The sequence below is a fragment of the Marinobacter sp. NFXS9 genome (genome assembly GCF_040148665.1).
Taxonomy (GTDB): domain Bacteria; phylum Pseudomonadota; class Gammaproteobacteria; order Pseudomonadales; family Oleiphilaceae; genus Marinobacter_A; species Marinobacter_A mangrovi.
In genome coordinates, this window is the sequence record NZ_JAGDDW010000008.1 from 156,851 (window position 1) to 173,092 (window position 16,242).

Annotated in this window: 12 protein-coding genes; 8 read left to right on the forward strand and 4 right to left on the reverse strand. The window is 62.0% G+C overall.

Annotated features, from left to right (window positions below):
- Positions 1-9 precede the first annotated feature (9 nt).
- Positions 10-1,389 carry an aminotransferase family protein gene (locus J3364_RS14045; protein WP_349558936.1) on the reverse strand — a complete coding sequence of 460 codons (1,380 nt, stop codon included), beginning with the start codon at positions 1,387-1,389 and terminating at the stop codon, positions 10-12.
- 331 nt (positions 1,390-1,720) lie between these two features.
- Between J3364_RS14045 and J3364_RS14050 the strand changes: the two genes are divergently transcribed.
- Together J3364_RS14050 and J3364_RS14055 are read left to right on the forward strand one after the other, a co-directional pair.
- Complete coding sequence (locus J3364_RS14050; RefSeq protein ID WP_349558937.1) at positions 1,721-2,218, forward strand: cytochrome b/b6 domain-containing protein; 498 nt, start codon at positions 1,721-1,723, stop codon at positions 2,216-2,218.
- Positions 2,219-2,369: 151 nt separating this feature from the next.
- Positions 2,370-3,062 carry a class I SAM-dependent methyltransferase gene (locus tag J3364_RS14055; RefSeq protein ID WP_349558938.1) on the forward strand — a complete coding sequence of 231 codons (693 nt, stop codon included), beginning with the start codon at positions 2,370-2,372 and terminating at the stop codon, positions 3,060-3,062.
- A 9-nt stretch (positions 3,063-3,071) separates the two neighbouring features.
- Here the strand turns inward: J3364_RS14055 and J3364_RS14060 are convergent, their stop codons facing one another.
- Positions 3,072-3,668 carry a hypothetical protein gene (locus J3364_RS14060; protein WP_349558939.1) on the reverse strand — a complete coding sequence of 199 codons (597 nt, stop codon included), beginning with the start codon at positions 3,666-3,668 and terminating at the stop codon, positions 3,072-3,074.
- Positions 3,669-3,891: 223 nt separating this feature from the next.
- Here J3364_RS14060 and J3364_RS14065 point away from each other — a divergent pair, with 223 nt between their 5' ends.
- The 6 genes from J3364_RS14065 to J3364_RS14090 all read left to right on the forward strand — a co-directional run bounded on the left by J3364_RS14065 (position 3,892) and on the right by J3364_RS14090 (position 14,685).
- On the forward strand, positions 3,892-4,206 hold the full coding sequence (locus J3364_RS14065) for a co-chaperone GroES (protein ID WP_123633986.1): 315 nt from the start codon (positions 3,892-3,894) through the stop codon (positions 4,204-4,206).
- Positions 4,203-5,837 carry a chaperonin GroEL gene (groL, locus tag J3364_RS14070; RefSeq protein WP_349558940.1) on the forward strand — a complete coding sequence of 545 codons (1,635 nt, stop codon included), beginning with the start codon at positions 4,203-4,205 and terminating at the stop codon, positions 5,835-5,837. The genes J3364_RS14065 and groL overlap by 4 nt, the downstream gene beginning before the upstream one ends.
- Before the next feature lie 545 nt (positions 5,838-6,382).
- A complete protein-coding gene (locus J3364_RS14075) occupies positions 6,383-8,350 on the forward strand; it encodes a methyl-accepting chemotaxis protein (RefSeq protein WP_349558941.1) in 1,968 nt (655 codons plus the stop codon).
- A 175-nt stretch (positions 8,351-8,525) separates the two neighbouring features.
- On the forward strand, positions 8,526-10,844 hold the full coding sequence (locus J3364_RS14080; protein WP_349558942.1) for a hypothetical protein: 2,319 nt from the start codon (positions 8,526-8,528) through the stop codon (positions 10,842-10,844).
- 28 nt (positions 10,845-10,872) lie between these two features.
- Positions 10,873-12,492: a toxin-antitoxin system YwqK family antitoxin gene (locus tag J3364_RS14085; protein ID WP_349558943.1), complete on the forward strand. Its 1,620-nt coding sequence runs from the start codon at positions 10,873-10,875 to the stop codon at positions 12,490-12,492.
- 84 nt (positions 12,493-12,576) lie between these two features.
- Entirely contained in the window at positions 12,577-14,685 is a 2,109-nt protein-coding gene (locus J3364_RS14090) for a WD40/YVTN/BNR-like repeat-containing protein (protein ID WP_349558944.1), read from the forward strand.
- 66 nt (positions 14,686-14,751) lie between these two features.
- On the opposite strand, the gene J3364_RS14095 is transcribed toward J3364_RS14090, so the two are convergent.
- On the reverse strand, positions 14,752-15,498 hold the full coding sequence (locus J3364_RS14095; protein ID WP_349558945.1) for a phosphatase PAP2 family protein: 747 nt from the start codon (positions 15,496-15,498) through the stop codon (positions 14,752-14,754).
- A 109-nt stretch (positions 15,499-15,607) separates the two neighbouring features.
- The gene (locus J3364_RS14100; protein WP_349558946.1) at positions 15,608-16,120 is read right to left on the reverse strand and encodes a P-loop NTPase family protein; all 513 of its coding nucleotides are present in this window, start codon (positions 16,118-16,120) and stop codon (positions 15,608-15,610) included.
- Positions 16,121-16,242 lie beyond the last annotated feature (122 nt).

Here is a 16,242-nt window from a genome sequence, read left to right on the forward strand (position 1 = left end):
CCGCGACGATCAGAGCGTCGGTGTCACATCGTGCAGGGCCCGGTCCAGGCGTTCGACGATGGTGTCGATTTCCTGGTCCGTCGCCGTCAGAGCCGGGCTGAAGTTCAGTACGTTGTTGAAGCCCGGCACGCAACGATTGGTGCGGCCAATCAGCAAGCCATGGGCCTTGCAGCGGGAGACGATGGCCATGGGGATGGATTCGTCCACCGGCTGGCGGGAGGTTCGATCGGTCACCAGTTCGATGCCCTGGAACAGCCCTTTGCCGCGGACGTCCCCGATCAAGGGATAGCGCTCGGCCAAATCGCGGAAGCCGGCCATCAGCCGTTCCCCCTGGCGCGCACTGTTTTCCACCAGACCCTCGCGCTCGATGATCGACACGTTGGCCAGTGCCGCCGCCTGGGACGCTAGGCAGCCGCCGAAGGTGGAAATGTCGCGAAAATAACCGAGGGTATCGCCCTCGGCTTCTTTAAGCAGGCTGTAGACATGTTCCGTGGTCACGGTGCAGGAAATGGCGGCGTATCCAGACGCCACGCCCTTCGCCATGGTCACGATGTCCGGTGTGATGTCATCGTGCTGGTAGCCGAACCAGGTACCGGTCCGACCCATGCCGCAGACGACCTCGTCCATAATCAGCAGCACATCGTGACGGTCACAGATCTCGCGCACCGCCTGCAGGTAGCCAGCGGGCGGCGGGATAATGCCACCTCCGGCGGTGATAGGTTCAATGATGACCGCGCCCACAGTCTCGGGACCTTCCCGCAGGATCACGGCCTCCATGGCCTGGGCCGCCCGGGCGCCGTAGTCGTCGACCTCGCCGAACTGGCTGCGGTATTCGCAGCAGTGGGGAAATTCCACGAACCCCGGCAGGAAGGGACCGAAGTGCTCCCGCCGCTCCATCTGCCCCGTCGCGCTCAGTGCCGCCAGGGTGGTGCCGTGGTAGTCACGCTCACGGTAGAGGATCTTGTGTTTGCGGCCACCGTGGTGTTTGTGGGCAATCTGGCGCACCATTTTGAAGGCTTTCTCGTTCGCCTCCGAACCGGAACTGGAGTAGTAGACCCGGCTCATGCCCGGCATCTTGCTCAATAGCTTCTCGGCGAACGCCGACGCCGGTTTGCTCGCCATGGAGCCGGCGAAATAATTCAGGTCCAGCAGCTGCTGGTGGACGGCATCAGCGATCTCCCGACGACCATAGCCCACATTGGTCACCCAGACACCGCCGGCGGTGGCGTCCAAGTACTCCTGGCCGTCGATGTCCCAGAGCCGGAGTCCCTCGCCACGGACGAACATGGTCAGCCCCGCGTCCGCCGACTGCCCCGTCGTCATGTGGTGCCAGACGTGGGCCTTGTCCCAGGCTTTCAGCGTGTCGGTATCCTGCTCGAAGGTGTTCATCGACTCGTTCCTCAATATCAAGCGGTTGCTGGGGCTCGCCGGCAGAGAGCAGCCCCCCTTCTGTCACTGTAGACCCGTCCCCGACAACATTCCGGTCGGCCGGTTGACCGATGTGACGTCCACGATTCAGGGCGAGTCCCCTAGAGAGCGTGACGGTCGCAACGGCGGTAGGCAAGGACATGATGGGTTTATAAGAAACACTTAATGTTTCGTGCATAGACTTCCCCTGTCAGTAGGGAGCCTCGGTTGGGCCACTTGCTCTGGCACTGGGCCAGGCGAAGGCACGCCGTGGTTACGAAAGGATCCACTCAACAGGAAGCCGAGACCGATCATGTCCACCACCACACGCACCAAAACCTACAGCATGCCCCAGATCGTCCTGCACTGGGCCATCGCGATATTGATCGTTGCGAATTACATCGTCAGTGACGGGATGGGTCACCAGTTGGACGAGCATCTTGAAAACGCCGGATTCCAGACGAACTGGGTGGGGACGTTTCACGTTTATGTGGGGCTGACGGTCATTGGCCTGGTGCTGGTCCGCCTGATCGTCCGAGTGGTCAGCCCTGTCCCGGAAGTCGTCAGCGCAGGGCATCCTCTGCTCGATAAGGCGCAGAAACTGGCTCATGGCCTGCTTTATCTTCTGATGTTGCTGGTGCCGGTTTTCGGCGCGATGGCCTGGTACCTGGGCATGGAGTTCATGGGTGATGTCCACGTGATCGCCATGAACACCATGATGATCATCGCCTTGCTGCATGCCCTCGCTGCCCTCTATCACCACCATGTGTTGAAGGACCGGGTACTGATGCGGATGCTGGGGCGGGATTGACGCCCTTTCAGGAGGGCGGACTTTCGGGTTCCACGTTCCAGCGTCTGGCGTCATTGCCTTTCCGAATCGTCCGATGTGCTTGACCCTGTAATCACTACAAGGTTTGAAATGGTCATACTCCATTTCATAGTCGGCACTCTGGAGCCCTACAATGCAACGCGAAGAAATCAACGATTACTACAACAAGGCTGCGCGCTATTACGACCTCCTGACCGGCTGGATCTTCCAGCGACTGTTTCGGGTCGAGGACCGGTATCGCCAGCGTAGCGTCGATCTCCTGGGTGATATACACGGCGCCCGGGTTCTTGATATCGGTTGCGGAACGGGGCGCAACTTTCCCTACCTGGTGCCGAAGCTGGGGCCGGAGGGGAGGTTGCTCGGGGTTGACCTGTCCCGTGGAATGCTTGCCAGGGCTCACCATAAGGTCGAACGGAACGGGTGGCACCAGGTCGCCGTTGCACAGCAGGACGCCGCCCGCCTTGACGACGTTGCGCCGTCTTTTGACGCGGTGATTGCCAGCTGGTGCCTGGGTATCGTCTACGATTTGCCAGCCGCACTCGAGCGGGCACTGAGCCTGCTACGCCCGGGTGGGCGACTGGTGATCCTGGACTTTCAGGGCAGCCGGCCGGAACGGGGTCTGCTGCGCCACCTCTATCCGGTCTACAGCAAGCTGCTGCAAGTCACGGGTATCGACACGGCTGAAGACCTTGACCATGAGCGGCTCAAGGCAAAATGGGCGGAAGGCCGGGCGTATCTTGAAGCGCAGTTGGACGATGTCCAGCAGGAAGATTACCTGAACGGCCTGGGACTTTTGATCAGTGGCACAAAACCGGGCTCCCGTTAAGCCCGCCGGTCAGTGCAGTTTCCTGTCATCGTCCAGGGCGATTCCCAGGGCCCGCAATTGCTCGCCCAGCTGTTCGTCACCGGTGGCCCGCCAATGCTGGTAGAGCGTCAGCACATCATCAACACTGGAGCCTGCCTTGCGGATGCAGGCCCGGGCGACCAGGTCCAGGAAGGCGGCGAAGCGATCCGCCAGGTCGGCAAACACGTGGCGGTGGCTGTGGGCGTTGTCGGCCAGGTAGTCGTAGGCGCCACCGCCCATGCCGACGAAATAGTCCTGACGGAAGCCCTTGCGGGCATAACGCTCCGGAAACAATGCGCCGACGAACAGGGCCTGGTCGCCCAACTGCCGTAGAATCAGGCAGCGTTCGTGATCGGCGCTGGCTTCGTGTGCGTCTTTGTAGAGCAGGGCCAGTGGCCGCAGGCTCAATTGACCCTCGTCATAGCTGAACAGCTGGCGGCTGTCCCCCAGGCGCGCCAGGACCGACCCGACATACCACAATGTATCCTCTTCGGGCCGTGGCGCCAGTGCCTCGGCGCAGTGGACAAGACGCTCCCGGAAATAATCACCCAACGTGCGCTCAAACGTCTGAACAGCGCGTTCCTGCATGGCGACACCTCATTCTGGCTGACCTTCTTTGACTATAAAACAGCCAATCGCCAATTCAAGGTATAAAGCCGCCGCCTGTTATAGAAAAAGAGTTGATTGAAAGTGCTCAACGTCCACTTGAAAGCGCCGGGACTGCACTTATTTTCGCGATCAGAGAGGGCCGCAAAGGCCCATCTATGCGCCGTTTCTTTAGTGCATCACCTATACTCAGGAGGACACCTCAATGCAGATCAAACCGCTCTATGACCGGGTGGTTGTTCGTCGACTGGAAGCCGAAACCACCACCAAAGGCGGCATCCTCATTCCCGACAAGGCGGCCGGCAAATCGACCCAGGGAATCGTGTTGGCGGTGGGTGACGGCGCCTTGCAGGACAACGGCGTCCAGCGTCCGTTGACCGTGAAGGTGGGGGATCGCGTGCTCTTTGAAAAGCACGCCGGCACCGATATCAAACTGAACGACGACATTGGCCTGGTGATTCGTGAATCCGACATCCTGGCTGTTCTTGAAGATGTTGATGCGCAGGAGAAAGCCGCATGAGCGCGAAAGTCATTACCTTTTCCCAAACCGCCCGCGAGCGCATGCTCAAAGGCGTGAATGTCCTGGCTGACGCCGTCAAGGTCACCATGGGACCGAAAGGCCGCAACGTGATCCTGGACAAGAGCTACGGCGCCCCCCGGGTCACCAAGGACGGCGTGTCCGTGGCCAAGGAAATCCAGCTCAAGGACAAGTTCGAGAACATGGGTGCCCAGATGGTGAAAGAAGTGGCGTCCAAGACCGCCGAGTTGGCCGGCGACGGCACCACCACGGCCACGCTGCTGGCCCAGGCTATTGTGCGGGAAGGCCATAAAGCCGTGTCGGCCGGCATGAACCCGATGGACCTGAAACGCGGCATCGACCTCGCCGCCAGCGCCGCCGTGGAAGAGCTGAAAAACCTCGCCAAACCCTGCGCCGACAACAAGGCCATCGGCCAGGTTGCCACCGTGTCTGCCAACTGGGATACCGCGATTGGCGACATCCTGGCTGAGGCCATGGAGAAGGTCGGTCGGGGCGGTGTCATCACGGTCGAAGAGGGCAAATCCCTGGAGAACGAACTGGAGGTCGTGGAAGGCATGCAGTTCGACCGCGGCTACCTGTCCCCCTATTTCATCACCAGCCACGACAAGATGCAGGCGGAACTGGATAACCCCTATGTGCTGCTGTTCGACAAGAAGATCAGCAACATCCGGGATCTGTTGCCCGTGCTTGAAGCCGTCGCCAAAGCCGGCCGGCCGTTGATGTTGATCGCCGAAGACGTCGAGGGCGAAGCCCTGGCCACACTGGTGGTGAACAACCTGCGCGGCATCATCAAAGCGGCCGCGGTGAAAGCCCCGGGCTTTGGTGACCGTCGCAAGGCCATGCTGCAGGACATCGCCACGCTGACCGGTGGGCAGGTGATCTCCGAAGAAGTCGGGCTGTCCCTGGCGAAGGCCACCCTGGACGAGTTGGGTTCCGCCAAGCGGATCGTACTCACCAAGGAGCACACGATCGTCGTGGATGGCGGCGGCAAGAAGGCGGACATCGAGGCCCGGGTTGCCCAGATCCAGAAGGAGATCGATGCCTCCAAGTCCGACTACGACCGCGAAAAGCTGCAGGAGCGCGTCGCTAAACTGTCCGGCGGTGTTGCGGTAATCAAGGTCGGCGCGGCCACGGAAATGGAAATGAAGGAGAAAAAGGACCTGGTGGACGATGCCCTGCACGCGACCCGTGCGGCGGTGGAAGAAGGCATCGTACCGGGCGGCGGGACGGCCCTGATTCGCGCGGCCGATGCCGTGCGCCAGACGCTCAAAACGGCGGCCAACGAAGATCAGAAGGCCGGTGTCCGCATCGCCCTGCGGGCCATGGAAGAGCCGTTCCGGCAGATTGTCTCCAACGCCGGGGTCGAGCCCAGCGTGGTGCTGGACAAGGTGCGCAGTAACGACAGCGTCAGTTGGGGCTACAACGCCCAGACCGAGGCCTACGGCGACATGCTGGACATGGGCATCCTCGACCCGGCCAAAGTCACCCGAACCGCCCTGCAGAACGCCGCCTCCGTGGCCGGCATGATGCTGACGACCGAGGCGATGGTGAGCGAGGCGCCGGAGGAGAAAAAAGCCTCCCATTCCCATGACATGCCGGATTACGATTTCTAGTCGGATCGTTGGATCAGAATCAGGGGGCTGTTATGGCCCCCTTTTTTATCGGGATCAAACTCCCTGGGCCCGGCGCGCCTTGACTGTTCCGGGTTGACCATCCCCTCCTTGGCAAACCAACCGATAGCGTCCTGCGATCAGGTACTGACCGGGTTGGTTCTTCGAACCTCGGGAAAGGCCAGCGAGGTCAGCACGCCGAACTGGACGAATTCGCATAGCAAATGATTGTCTTATCCGGCCAGAGCTAATGATTTAACAAAGTTTTTCTGCAGTCAGACTTGTTGTTGGGGCGCCTGTGATACCGTCAAACGCTGTTGCGTAAAGCGGCTCGGCAACGACACAAGCTGGGCGCAACGCAACGGTCTAGAGACACGTGCCATCGAAAGCCGTCACATCCCGCAAACCAACCCGGCCAGATCGCTTCATGCGCAAACGGCCCGACAAAAACGAACAGCGGCTCCATCGCATCGTGAAGCGATGCGTATAACCAAACGCAAGGCGTTTCTTGCGTCGTCAATCATTCCTCAAAGGCAAGGGTGTTGTGTATGAAGAAGCTGCTTCAGGTCACGGGGCTGGCCAATCTCCCGGTCAAGTACAAGCTTATGGTGGGTTTTGGGCTTGTCACACTGACGGTGATTGGTTTGATCGTCATGGGCAGTCTTGGGCGGGACGCCGTCGGAGAGCGCGTGGCCAAGGCGGATCAGGCGAACCGGATTGTCAAGCTCCTGCTGGCCGCTCGGGTCAGTGAAAAGAACTTTGAACTGAGGAGCGACCCCCAGGCCGTCTCCGACGCCGGTGACCGGCTTGATGAGGTCATGGCATTGGCCAAGGACCTCAAAGCCCGTTTTGAGGACCCCGACAATCAGGCCTTGACAGACAAGGTGCTGGATCGATCCGGCGCGTACCGGAATAGCCTTGATCAGTTTGTGTCGCTGGTGGACCAGAGGAAAACCACGCTCGCCCAGATGCGTGATGCGGCCCGGGAGGCGGAAGCGGCACTGCTCAAGTTGCGCACCAATCTCGCACAGGACGCCTCGCAGTACATCCAGGACCAGAAACCGATTGCCCTGATCCAGGATCGGGTTGAACAATCGCAGCTATCCGGCGACCTGATTCGCGGTATCTTCGAAGTCCGTGAGGCCGAAAAGAACTTCCTGATCAGCGGCGACAACCAGTACGTGGACGCTGCCAACGCCGGAGTCGAGCAGCTTGATGAGAAAGTCGCCCAGCTGAAGCAGGCTCTCGACAAGGCCGACAACATCGCCCTGGCCGATGCGGCATCCACGCAGGTCAAACAGTACGAGGATGCCTTGCGGCGCTACTTCGGTATCGATCGCCAGGAGAAGGGGGCGAAGCAGGGAATGGTCGCCTCCGCCCGCGATGCCATGCAGGTGGCCGAGCAAATCCGTGCCGACCAAAAGCAGGAGATGATGACCTTGAAGCAGGATGTCGAAACCTGGTCACTGGAACTCGGGGTCCTGGCCATTGTCATCGGGATCTTCGCCGCCTGGATGATCAACCACCTTATTGTGCCGCCCCTGTTGCAGGCGCAGCGCCTGGCTGAATCGGTTGCGGCAGGTGATCTGACCGCCCAGGTTCCCGACGCATCCAGGGACGAGGTGGGTCGGTTGATGGCATCGCTGGGGCGGATGATGGAAGGCCTGCGCGATATGGTGACCCAACTCGGCTCCAGTGCCGACCAGGTTGCCTCGTCATCGGAAGAACTGTCTGTGGTGACTAACCAGACGGCTTCCGGTGTCAGCAGCCAGCGCCAGGAAATTGAGCAGATGGCGACAGCTCTGCAGGAAATGGCGTCGACCATCCAGGAAGTGGCCCGCAATGCCGAGCAGGCTTCCGATACGGCGGCAGAGGCGCGCGATGCCGCCAGCCGCGGCGACGAGTTGGTGGGCAACAATCGAACGGCAATTGCGGCACTGGCCGGTGAGGTGCAATCGTCGGCCACCCAGATCGAAGAGCTGAACGAAGAGTCCAAGCAGATCAGCAGTGTGATCGAGGTGATCCAGGACATTGCCGAGCAAACCAACCTCCTGGCACTGAACGCCGCCATCGAGGCCGCCCGTGCCGGAGAGCATGGCCGGGGCTTCTCCGTTGTGGCGGACGAAGTCCGCAACCTGTCCCAGCGCACCCAGGGATCCACCGAGGAAATCACCGGTCTGATCGACGCCCTGCAACGTAAGGCCCGGCTGGCGGTCGATTCGATGAACAGTAACCGCCAGACCGCTGAGGCGTCGGTCACTGCCAGTGAAGACGCAAGCCAGGCGTTGCGCCAGATCGCAGAGTCGGTAGAACGGCTTTCGGATATGAATACGCAGATTGCATCGGCAACCACCGAGCAGAGCGCGGCATCCGAGCAGATCAGCCAGAGCGTTGAGACCGTCCGCGATATTGCCGAGCAAACGGCGAGCGGCGCCGAGGAAACGTCGTCGGCCAGCGAGGAACTGGCGCGCTTGAGCCAGGATCTCCAGAGCCTGACGACCCGCTTCAGGCTGTAACCCGATGGATGTCACCTGTGCCTTCCGCAGGTGACATCGCCCCCTGTTTTTGGAAAGACTCTGAATTTCGGTTTCCCCGGCCTGCAAACCTAGCTCCGGCTTCTGTAAACTGCGCGATCGCTCGGAAGCCCTGATCGGCTTCCATGGAATCGGTAAGCGATAAGGACATCGGTAAATGACAAGGACGAAGTCTGTGGCCGTCCTGCTGTCTGTCGTTCTGGCAGTCGGGGCTGGCGCACTTGTGTATTGGCAAACCCGTGAACGGCTGGCGTTTAAACCCGAGGTGGGTGACGACTATGCCTTCAACCTCACCTACCAGCTCGACCTGACGCCCGACAAACGCGGTACCCGCCTGCCGATGCGGGAAATGCACATGGACGCCCTGTCGCGCAGTACCGTCACGGGACGCAGTGGCGGTGGATTCGAGGTCGAGACCGGCGTGGACTTCCTCGCCTTCGACAGCGATGGCCGCGAAGTGGTCAACACCCGCAAGCTGGATCACGGCTCGGACCGCAAGCGGGCGATGGCCCGGCTGCTGCGCGGTGGCATCCGCCAGACGGTGGATCCGCAGGGCGTCGCCCACCGTGCTGAATTTGTCGATACCGAGACCCTGGCCTCTCTTGAAGAGGACCTGCCTGACGGGGCGCTTGCACAGCTCAGCCAGAGCATGGTGCAGATGAACCTGTTCAACGGCGGCCTGCCGACGGCGCCGCTCAGGACCGGCCTGACCTGGCAGTCCCCGGCGGTGACGGGCAGCCACCACAGCGCCGCGCTGCCGGCCATGACCTACACGGTGTCGGCGGTCGACGCGGACACGGTGTCTGTCGACGTGACCCAACCGAGTGAAGACGGGACACCGGACAAGGTCGGTTACATCCTGTTTGAGCGGGGAACGGGCTGGCCGCTCCAGGCCACGCTGGACTACACCGTCCACACCAACATGATGGACCATGCGCTGGTGGCTCGCGCCCGGATCAACCTGCGCCGGGCGGACCAGCCATCGCCCGTCCCGGACTTGCGCTACGAGCATATGGTGCGCATGGCCCTGGAAGGTTTCCCGGTGGACCTGTCGAACCCGGACACGCGCCGCTACTTCCTGCCGCCATTCGGTATCAAACCCGCCGATGAGGTACTGGACGCCTTCAACAGCGAACTGATGTGGATGCCGCCTAACGACGCCGGTAAGGAGGAAGGGCTGGATATCCCGATCCGCTGGCTGACCGAAAATTTCATCGACCCCCTGAAGGTGACGTCCGTGACACTGCGGGATGCCAGCGGCGCGACGCTGAGCGGCCCGTCAGCGCCTAATCCCCGCTTCGACCTCCAGGCGCGGATCAGTGCCGATTGGCCGCCCTCCCGTCGCGCCACCGCGCCACTTTTGAAAGAGCCGTTGAACGACGGGCTGCTCAAGGCCCTGGACACCCTCGAGATGACGGTCGAGACGAGCGTCCCGGATACGGTGTACGAAGGCACACTCAAGAAGGGTACGGCCTCGGTGAAGTTGGGTGACGCCATCACCGTGTCGGTGGACGACTGGTCCTCCGACCGCATCGTACTGCGCGTTTCGCGTCCCGGCGGCTTCCGGGTGAAGGACTGGACCTTCCTGGGTGTGATTCCCCGGGACGCTGAGGGCAACGAGCTTCCGTCCTATCACTACACCGCCTCGAACACGGCGCTGGAGCGGCTGATGGCCACGCCGGCCCTGGCCGACCGGGAGGTGGACAACGAGCTGCTGCGTGACGCGGTCGACGCCCTGCGACTGCAAAGTCCGGCACAGCGTCGTGGTGACAAGCGGATCACCATCGAGCCGGACGCGCCGGTGGACTCGCTTCAGCTGAAGGTCATGCCGGTGAAAACCGTTTCCCAGACCTGGGTGGCCCACAATGCCGGATTCACCCTGAGTGGAGGCCCCGTTGTGGGAGAACGGACGGTGTCGGAGGGCCTGATCCGGAGCTGGGATTTCCAGATCCTGAACATGGACGACGCCGCCATCGAGGGGGTCGGGCATCACCAGCTCAGGCTGCGAATGCCCGGTAGTACCTCCCGTTGCGAGGCAGGAGTGGCGGACGCCCAGGCCTACAAGGGTTATTCATTGAAGCTGTATTCCGCCCGCTATGGATCGGGCCTGCAACTGCAGACCACCAACGGCCTTCAGTTCTTCTACGACCTGTCCCTGGGTATCACATTGCAGTGTGTCACCGAGATCGAGATGACGACCGTGGATGTGGATCACAGTGACCTGGTCAAGCGTATCGACGCCAACACCGTCCAGCTGTCCGACAACGCCCGGCAGCAGCTGGATCGTGTTTCCGACATGGCCGTAGCGTCCATCGAACCCGTCGGACGCCGGGCCGATGGCGCGGCCTTGAAGCAGCTCGAGGCAAGCGGGACCAACCAGTACCGCTTCTGGGGCGAGGTCCAGACACTGACCCTGCCCAGGATCAGCAAGCGCGAAAGCCGGACATTCAATGTCACGTTCGAGCCACTGCCCTGATCAGGGACACGACAGAAGGGAAGCAACAATGAAGACGCTATGTTTCATCCTGGCCATGGTCCTGTCGCTGCCGGTCCTGGCTGGCCAGCGGGTGTGGCTCAATCAGTCCGAGGCGTTCTACGATCCGGCGGATCCGCACGACCGCCAGGTGTATTACATGACGCTACCGCTGGAAAAGGCCGAGAACGGGGATCGCTACGTGCTCCGTTATTTCCACGCGAACGGCCAACTGGCCATGGAAGGTTTTTCTCCGGATCCGCAGTGGTCCCAGCGGGAACTGGTGGGTCGTTTCCAGACCTATTACCCGGACGGCGCCCGAGGCGCTTCCGGCCGCTATCAGGAACGGCAGCAAGACTGCGGCTGCGGGCACATGCACGCCCTGGAGAATGGGCGTTTCGTGTCTTACTACCAGAACGGCCAGCTCCAGTACGAGCGGAACTACGTGGACGGCGTGCTGCAGGACGGCGACTACACCGAGTTTGATGCCGAGGGCCGGCCCACCAAGACTTACACCTACGTCGATGGTCACTACGACGGTGCGGTCAAGACATTCAAAGAGGGTGAGCTCACCCAGGAGACTCACTACCAGGACGGCCAGCGGGATGGCTGGCTGGTCCGCTACGAAGATAGCCAGCCGGTGTATCGCAAGAGGTACCGGGACGGCCAGGCCGATGGTCCGGAGATCGCCTACACCGACGGACAGAAGCGCAGCGAGTACCAGTACGTCGACGGCTCGAAACGCGGTGTGCAGAAACGCTACCACCAGAACGGCGTGCTCCGGGAAATCTGGATCGTCGGCGAGCATTCGCGTTCGGTGGGCGAGCACAGCTATTACAACGAGAAAGGCATTCGAACCCGCCTTATTGACACCAAACGCGATGACCGCGGGCGCGAGGTCTCGAAAACGGACAAACAGTACGACGACGAGGGGCACCTGAAGTACCGGCGGGTGGAGCGGAATCACTACCGCCTGGTGGAGACCTATGCGCCGTCTGGCGAGCTGGTGGAGCGGGACGAGCGTGATCGCGACGGTCGCCAGGGCCTGTACCTGGACCAGGGCTATGGCCGGACCATCCGTGCCCACTATGTCGACGACCAGTACCACGGGGAATACCGCGAAACCGACGACGACGGTGCGCTGCTCAAAGGCCTCTACAAGCATGGCAAGAAAACCGGCCTCTGGGTGGACGTGTCCGCGGACGGCAAACGCACCGAGACCCACTATCGCAATGGCGTCAAGCACGGTGACTTTGCCGCGTACAACGCCAGCGGCAAGCGGGTGGAACATGCCCGCTATATCGACGGCGATCTCGACGGCAGCGTCGACATCGTCAACGCCTATGGCCGTCGCATCGTGGCCGGCTTTCGCCAGGGCAAGCGACACGGCGATTTCCGGGCTTACACCGACGACGGCCGGTTGCTCGAGAAGGGGCACTACATCCAGGGTGAACCGGATGGCCTCATCTACACGTTCAGCCCCCGGGGGCGGATGGAGAGTAAGGCGTCGTACACCCGGGGGACACCCGACGGTGAGTGGCTGAAGACCGACTACGAAGGAGCGATTGTCAGCCGCAAGGTCTATCGCGACGGTGAGCTGGTCCTGGAGATGACCCGGGACGACGCTGACGGGGCTTCGGGCCTTCTCTGAACGCAGTATTGCGCTGATACGGAACAGGAAATGCCGTGCCCCGACAGCGGGCTCGGCTCAGGGTAAAGGGACATTACGCTAGACATGAAATCGAGAATCTGGATTACCGCACTGATTGCCGTGCTCGTGGCCGCCCTGCTGGGCGGCCTGGGCTACCGGGCCTACATGGCCGCTCAGGAACCCCAGCGAACGCTGGCCGAACAGCTGCGTGCCGGCGGTCCGGGTGTACAGGATCATCTGTTCTTTGACGTGGCCCATGCCGGCGACGTCGTGATCGCCGTCGGTGACGCCGGGCAGGTGCGCCGCTCTGCGGATCAGGGCAAGACCTGGGCGACCGTGGCGACGCCGACCGCGTCGACCCTGACCGCCGTGACTTTTGCCGGGCCGAAGACCGCCTGGGCGGTCGGGCACCAGGGCACTGTCCTGCGCTCCGACGATGCCGGGCAGACCTGGCAGCGCGTCGCGCTTTCGGCGGAGTTGCCGGAACATTTCGCGGCCTTCGACGTGCTGTTCACCGCGCCGGACACCGGATTCATCGTCGGCTCCGACGGCACCCTGCTGACCTCATCCGACGGCGGCAGCCATTGGGCGCGGGATGAGGTGCCGTACCGGGCTTCCCGGGATCACCTCTATTCGATCCAGCAGTTACGCTCGGGCGCTGTTGCCATCACCACATCCGGTGGCGCGCTCCTGCGGCGCTCCAATGATGAGACGGAGTGGCACCGGGAGAACGCCAGCTGGTCTGGTCGGCCCCTGTACGGGGTTGTCGAACAGGCGGATGGCACATTGCTGTCCTTCGGTGCCGATGGCGGTGTCTTCCGTCGCGGACCGGACGACGACCGCTGGGATCGTGTCGACGCCACCAGCAAGGCGGACTTCTATAGCGGTCGGATCGAGCCCGATGGCACCGTCGTCCTGGCCGGGTCCGACGGTGTTATTGTTCGCCAGGCGCCCCAAACCGAGGCATTCCTGGTGGACCCGGAGCTGGACAAGGGCGTCGTGCTCGCTATGGATCGCCTGGAAAACGGCACGCTGCTGCTGGCCGGGCAGTCTGGACTGGGGCGCCAGACCGCGGACGGGTACCGGTTCCAGGGGCAGGACGCGGGAACGGTGGGTGATTTTCGCCGACGCCAGCTGATGGCCATGCCCATGACGCGCCACCTCCTGGACATAGGCAAGCCGCAACCCTATTGGCGCCGTTCCCGGACGCCGTCCTCGGAAACCGGCTGGCTGGCCTGGACGTTGCTCATGCGCTCCGGCGATGACGACACGACGACCGAAAAGGACCTGCTTTCCCCCGGAGTCTACGAGCAGGTGGCCGGATTTCAGGACGAGCTGGCGGAGCAGTTGGGTGTTCGGTCTTCGCGGCTTCAGTCGGTATGGTCCGGCAGCCTGGAAGTCCGTGCGATGGGGGGTTACTACAGACGCCGGCTGCTGAACGTATCGGCGGACCCGGCGCGCTACGAAGCGCTTGGCGATCCCGAACGCCGGGCGCTGATTCGCCGGCTGGAGCAGGGCGGGTACCTGGGGCTCTACATCGACCCGGATCACGCGCGCGCGTCTTTCGTGGTCGATGCGTCGGACATCGACGAACCATCGGCCGACGGCAAGACCGTGTCCCTGGCGAAGAAGGTGGCCGCCATGCCCCTCGATGGCAAGCCGTTTGCGATTGCCGGGGCGCGTCGCTATACATTGCGGGAGGTGGCGCCGGTACCTGAGGCGAAGGCTTCGGAAACATCGCCTGCCGATTCCGGGGCGAAGCCCCAGCCGGCTATCCAGGCCTACACGGTCACGCTGGACCCGGACATCCGGCGTTGCGAAAGCCAGCCGGTGGTCGCCGCTACCATGTCGCTTACCGGACCGTTGTCAGACGTGAAAGGGACCGGAGCGATCCTGTCCGCCACTGCCGAGGCGAGCTGGATCCGGGCCGTGGAGCACGAGGGCAGCTGGAAGTGGTTCGCCCCCGGTGCCACGCCACGTTACGGTGCGCCGTCGTTCGGCCATTGGGGCGATGACGACTGTCCTCGCACGCTGATGATCATATATACGCAGCCGGGAACCGGTGACCTGCGCCCGGCGCTCAAGATGGCGATCGAGCAGACGCTGACTGACTCGAACACCGGGCTGACAGCCGGGGACCTGGTGGTCAAAGCGTATACCCTGGAACAGAAGCCCGTGCCTGGCGGTGTTTAGGTCGTCCTTGATCCGGAGTGGTGCTCCCTCTTGAGGGCGCTTCACCCCGGAGCATAGAATTAGCGCTTAATAGTAATGAGCCTCCGATCCCGCCATTGACTCTCCTTCGGTCGCCTCGGGGGCGTCAACAACACGCGCCAGACCGAACACGCAGCCGGCCACCAGAACGCTGATCAGCCAGGCCAGGCCCATGGTGACCAGGGTATGACTGAGGAAATGGTCCCCAATGAGCATCTTGTAGAGCCCCAGCGTCCAGCCCAGGGCCATGGCGCCGTTAAAGGCGATCATCCGGTTCCGTTTTGTGCGAAACAGGAAGAACAGCGAGAGCAGGGCAAACCCGCCGCTGGCATGCCCGGCGGGAAAGCAGCGGATCCGCTTCAGGTGCTCTGCGGCGGGGACCCGGTGCAGCAAGGTGACGTAGGGATAGGTTCCGTCGTAATGGGACAGGTTCGTGGGACAGGGCACGTTGGTCACCGCTTTGAGCAGGTTGACCACCCCAACCGTTAACAGGCTGGCGATCAGCACCGTCAGCAGGCCGCGTTTGTATCGCTGGACCCAGGGCTTTTTGCGCAGGCCGATCAGGCTGACCAGCAGGGCCACCGCAAACAGGATAAAAACCGCCTTGGGGCCGGTGTAGAACAGCAGCCTCAACACCTCGTTGTGCTTGCTCAGCAGCCACTGCTGGCTGCCGAACTGATAGAAGGCGTCCTGGACGATCATATCCAGACCGGTGGCTTCACACACCAGGACGGCAGCCACCAGGAACAGCAGGGTGCCAAGGATCTGGGCAACAAAGAAACGACGGCTGATCACAACAGGTATTCCATGCGTGGGTGCTTGTTCCGGTATGCGGGCATGGACGTCATGATAAAGCCCGGACCTTAAGCTTCCCTTAGGGCTGGGTGATGGCCCGGGCCTTCAATTATCGGTGAGCCTGCAGCAGTCGACTGATGTCCCGAGGCGAGGTTAGGTGGTGCACCGTTTTCGTCGCTTGGGCCTCTGCAATCATTCGCCGGTAGGCCGGCGTTAATTTGCGGTGGCACAACCAGAGCACGCGGTAGCTGTTCAGGCTGCTCTTCAGGACTGGGCTGTTCTCGGGCCAGCCTTCAGGATTGACCAGAAGGCCCTTGACCAGCCGCTTCGTTACCCAGTAGCCATGGGTGAGCAGCGGCAAATCGATGTGAATCAATGTGTCGGCTGCGTCAAAACGCTCCCAGGCGGAGGTCATGCAGCCGAAGCCGTCGATGATCCAGCTATCCCGCTGCAGCAGGTCCGCATGACGAGCAAGGTAGTCTTCATGGGGAACCCTCTCACCGCCCGGGCGATACTGGATTTTGTCGAGAGTGTAGAGTGGGAGTTGGGTGGCATCCGCCAACTGGCGGGCGAGTGTCGATTTGCCGCCGCCGGCATTGCCAAAGATCGCGACTTTTTTCATGGTGCCTCCTGCGCTTTGTGGAAAGCCCAGGATGCCGATACAGAAAACCCGCCTCCTGGGCGGGTTTCAAAAACGTACTACGCGTCGGAACCCACCATTCCTAGGGAATGATGGTAATGATC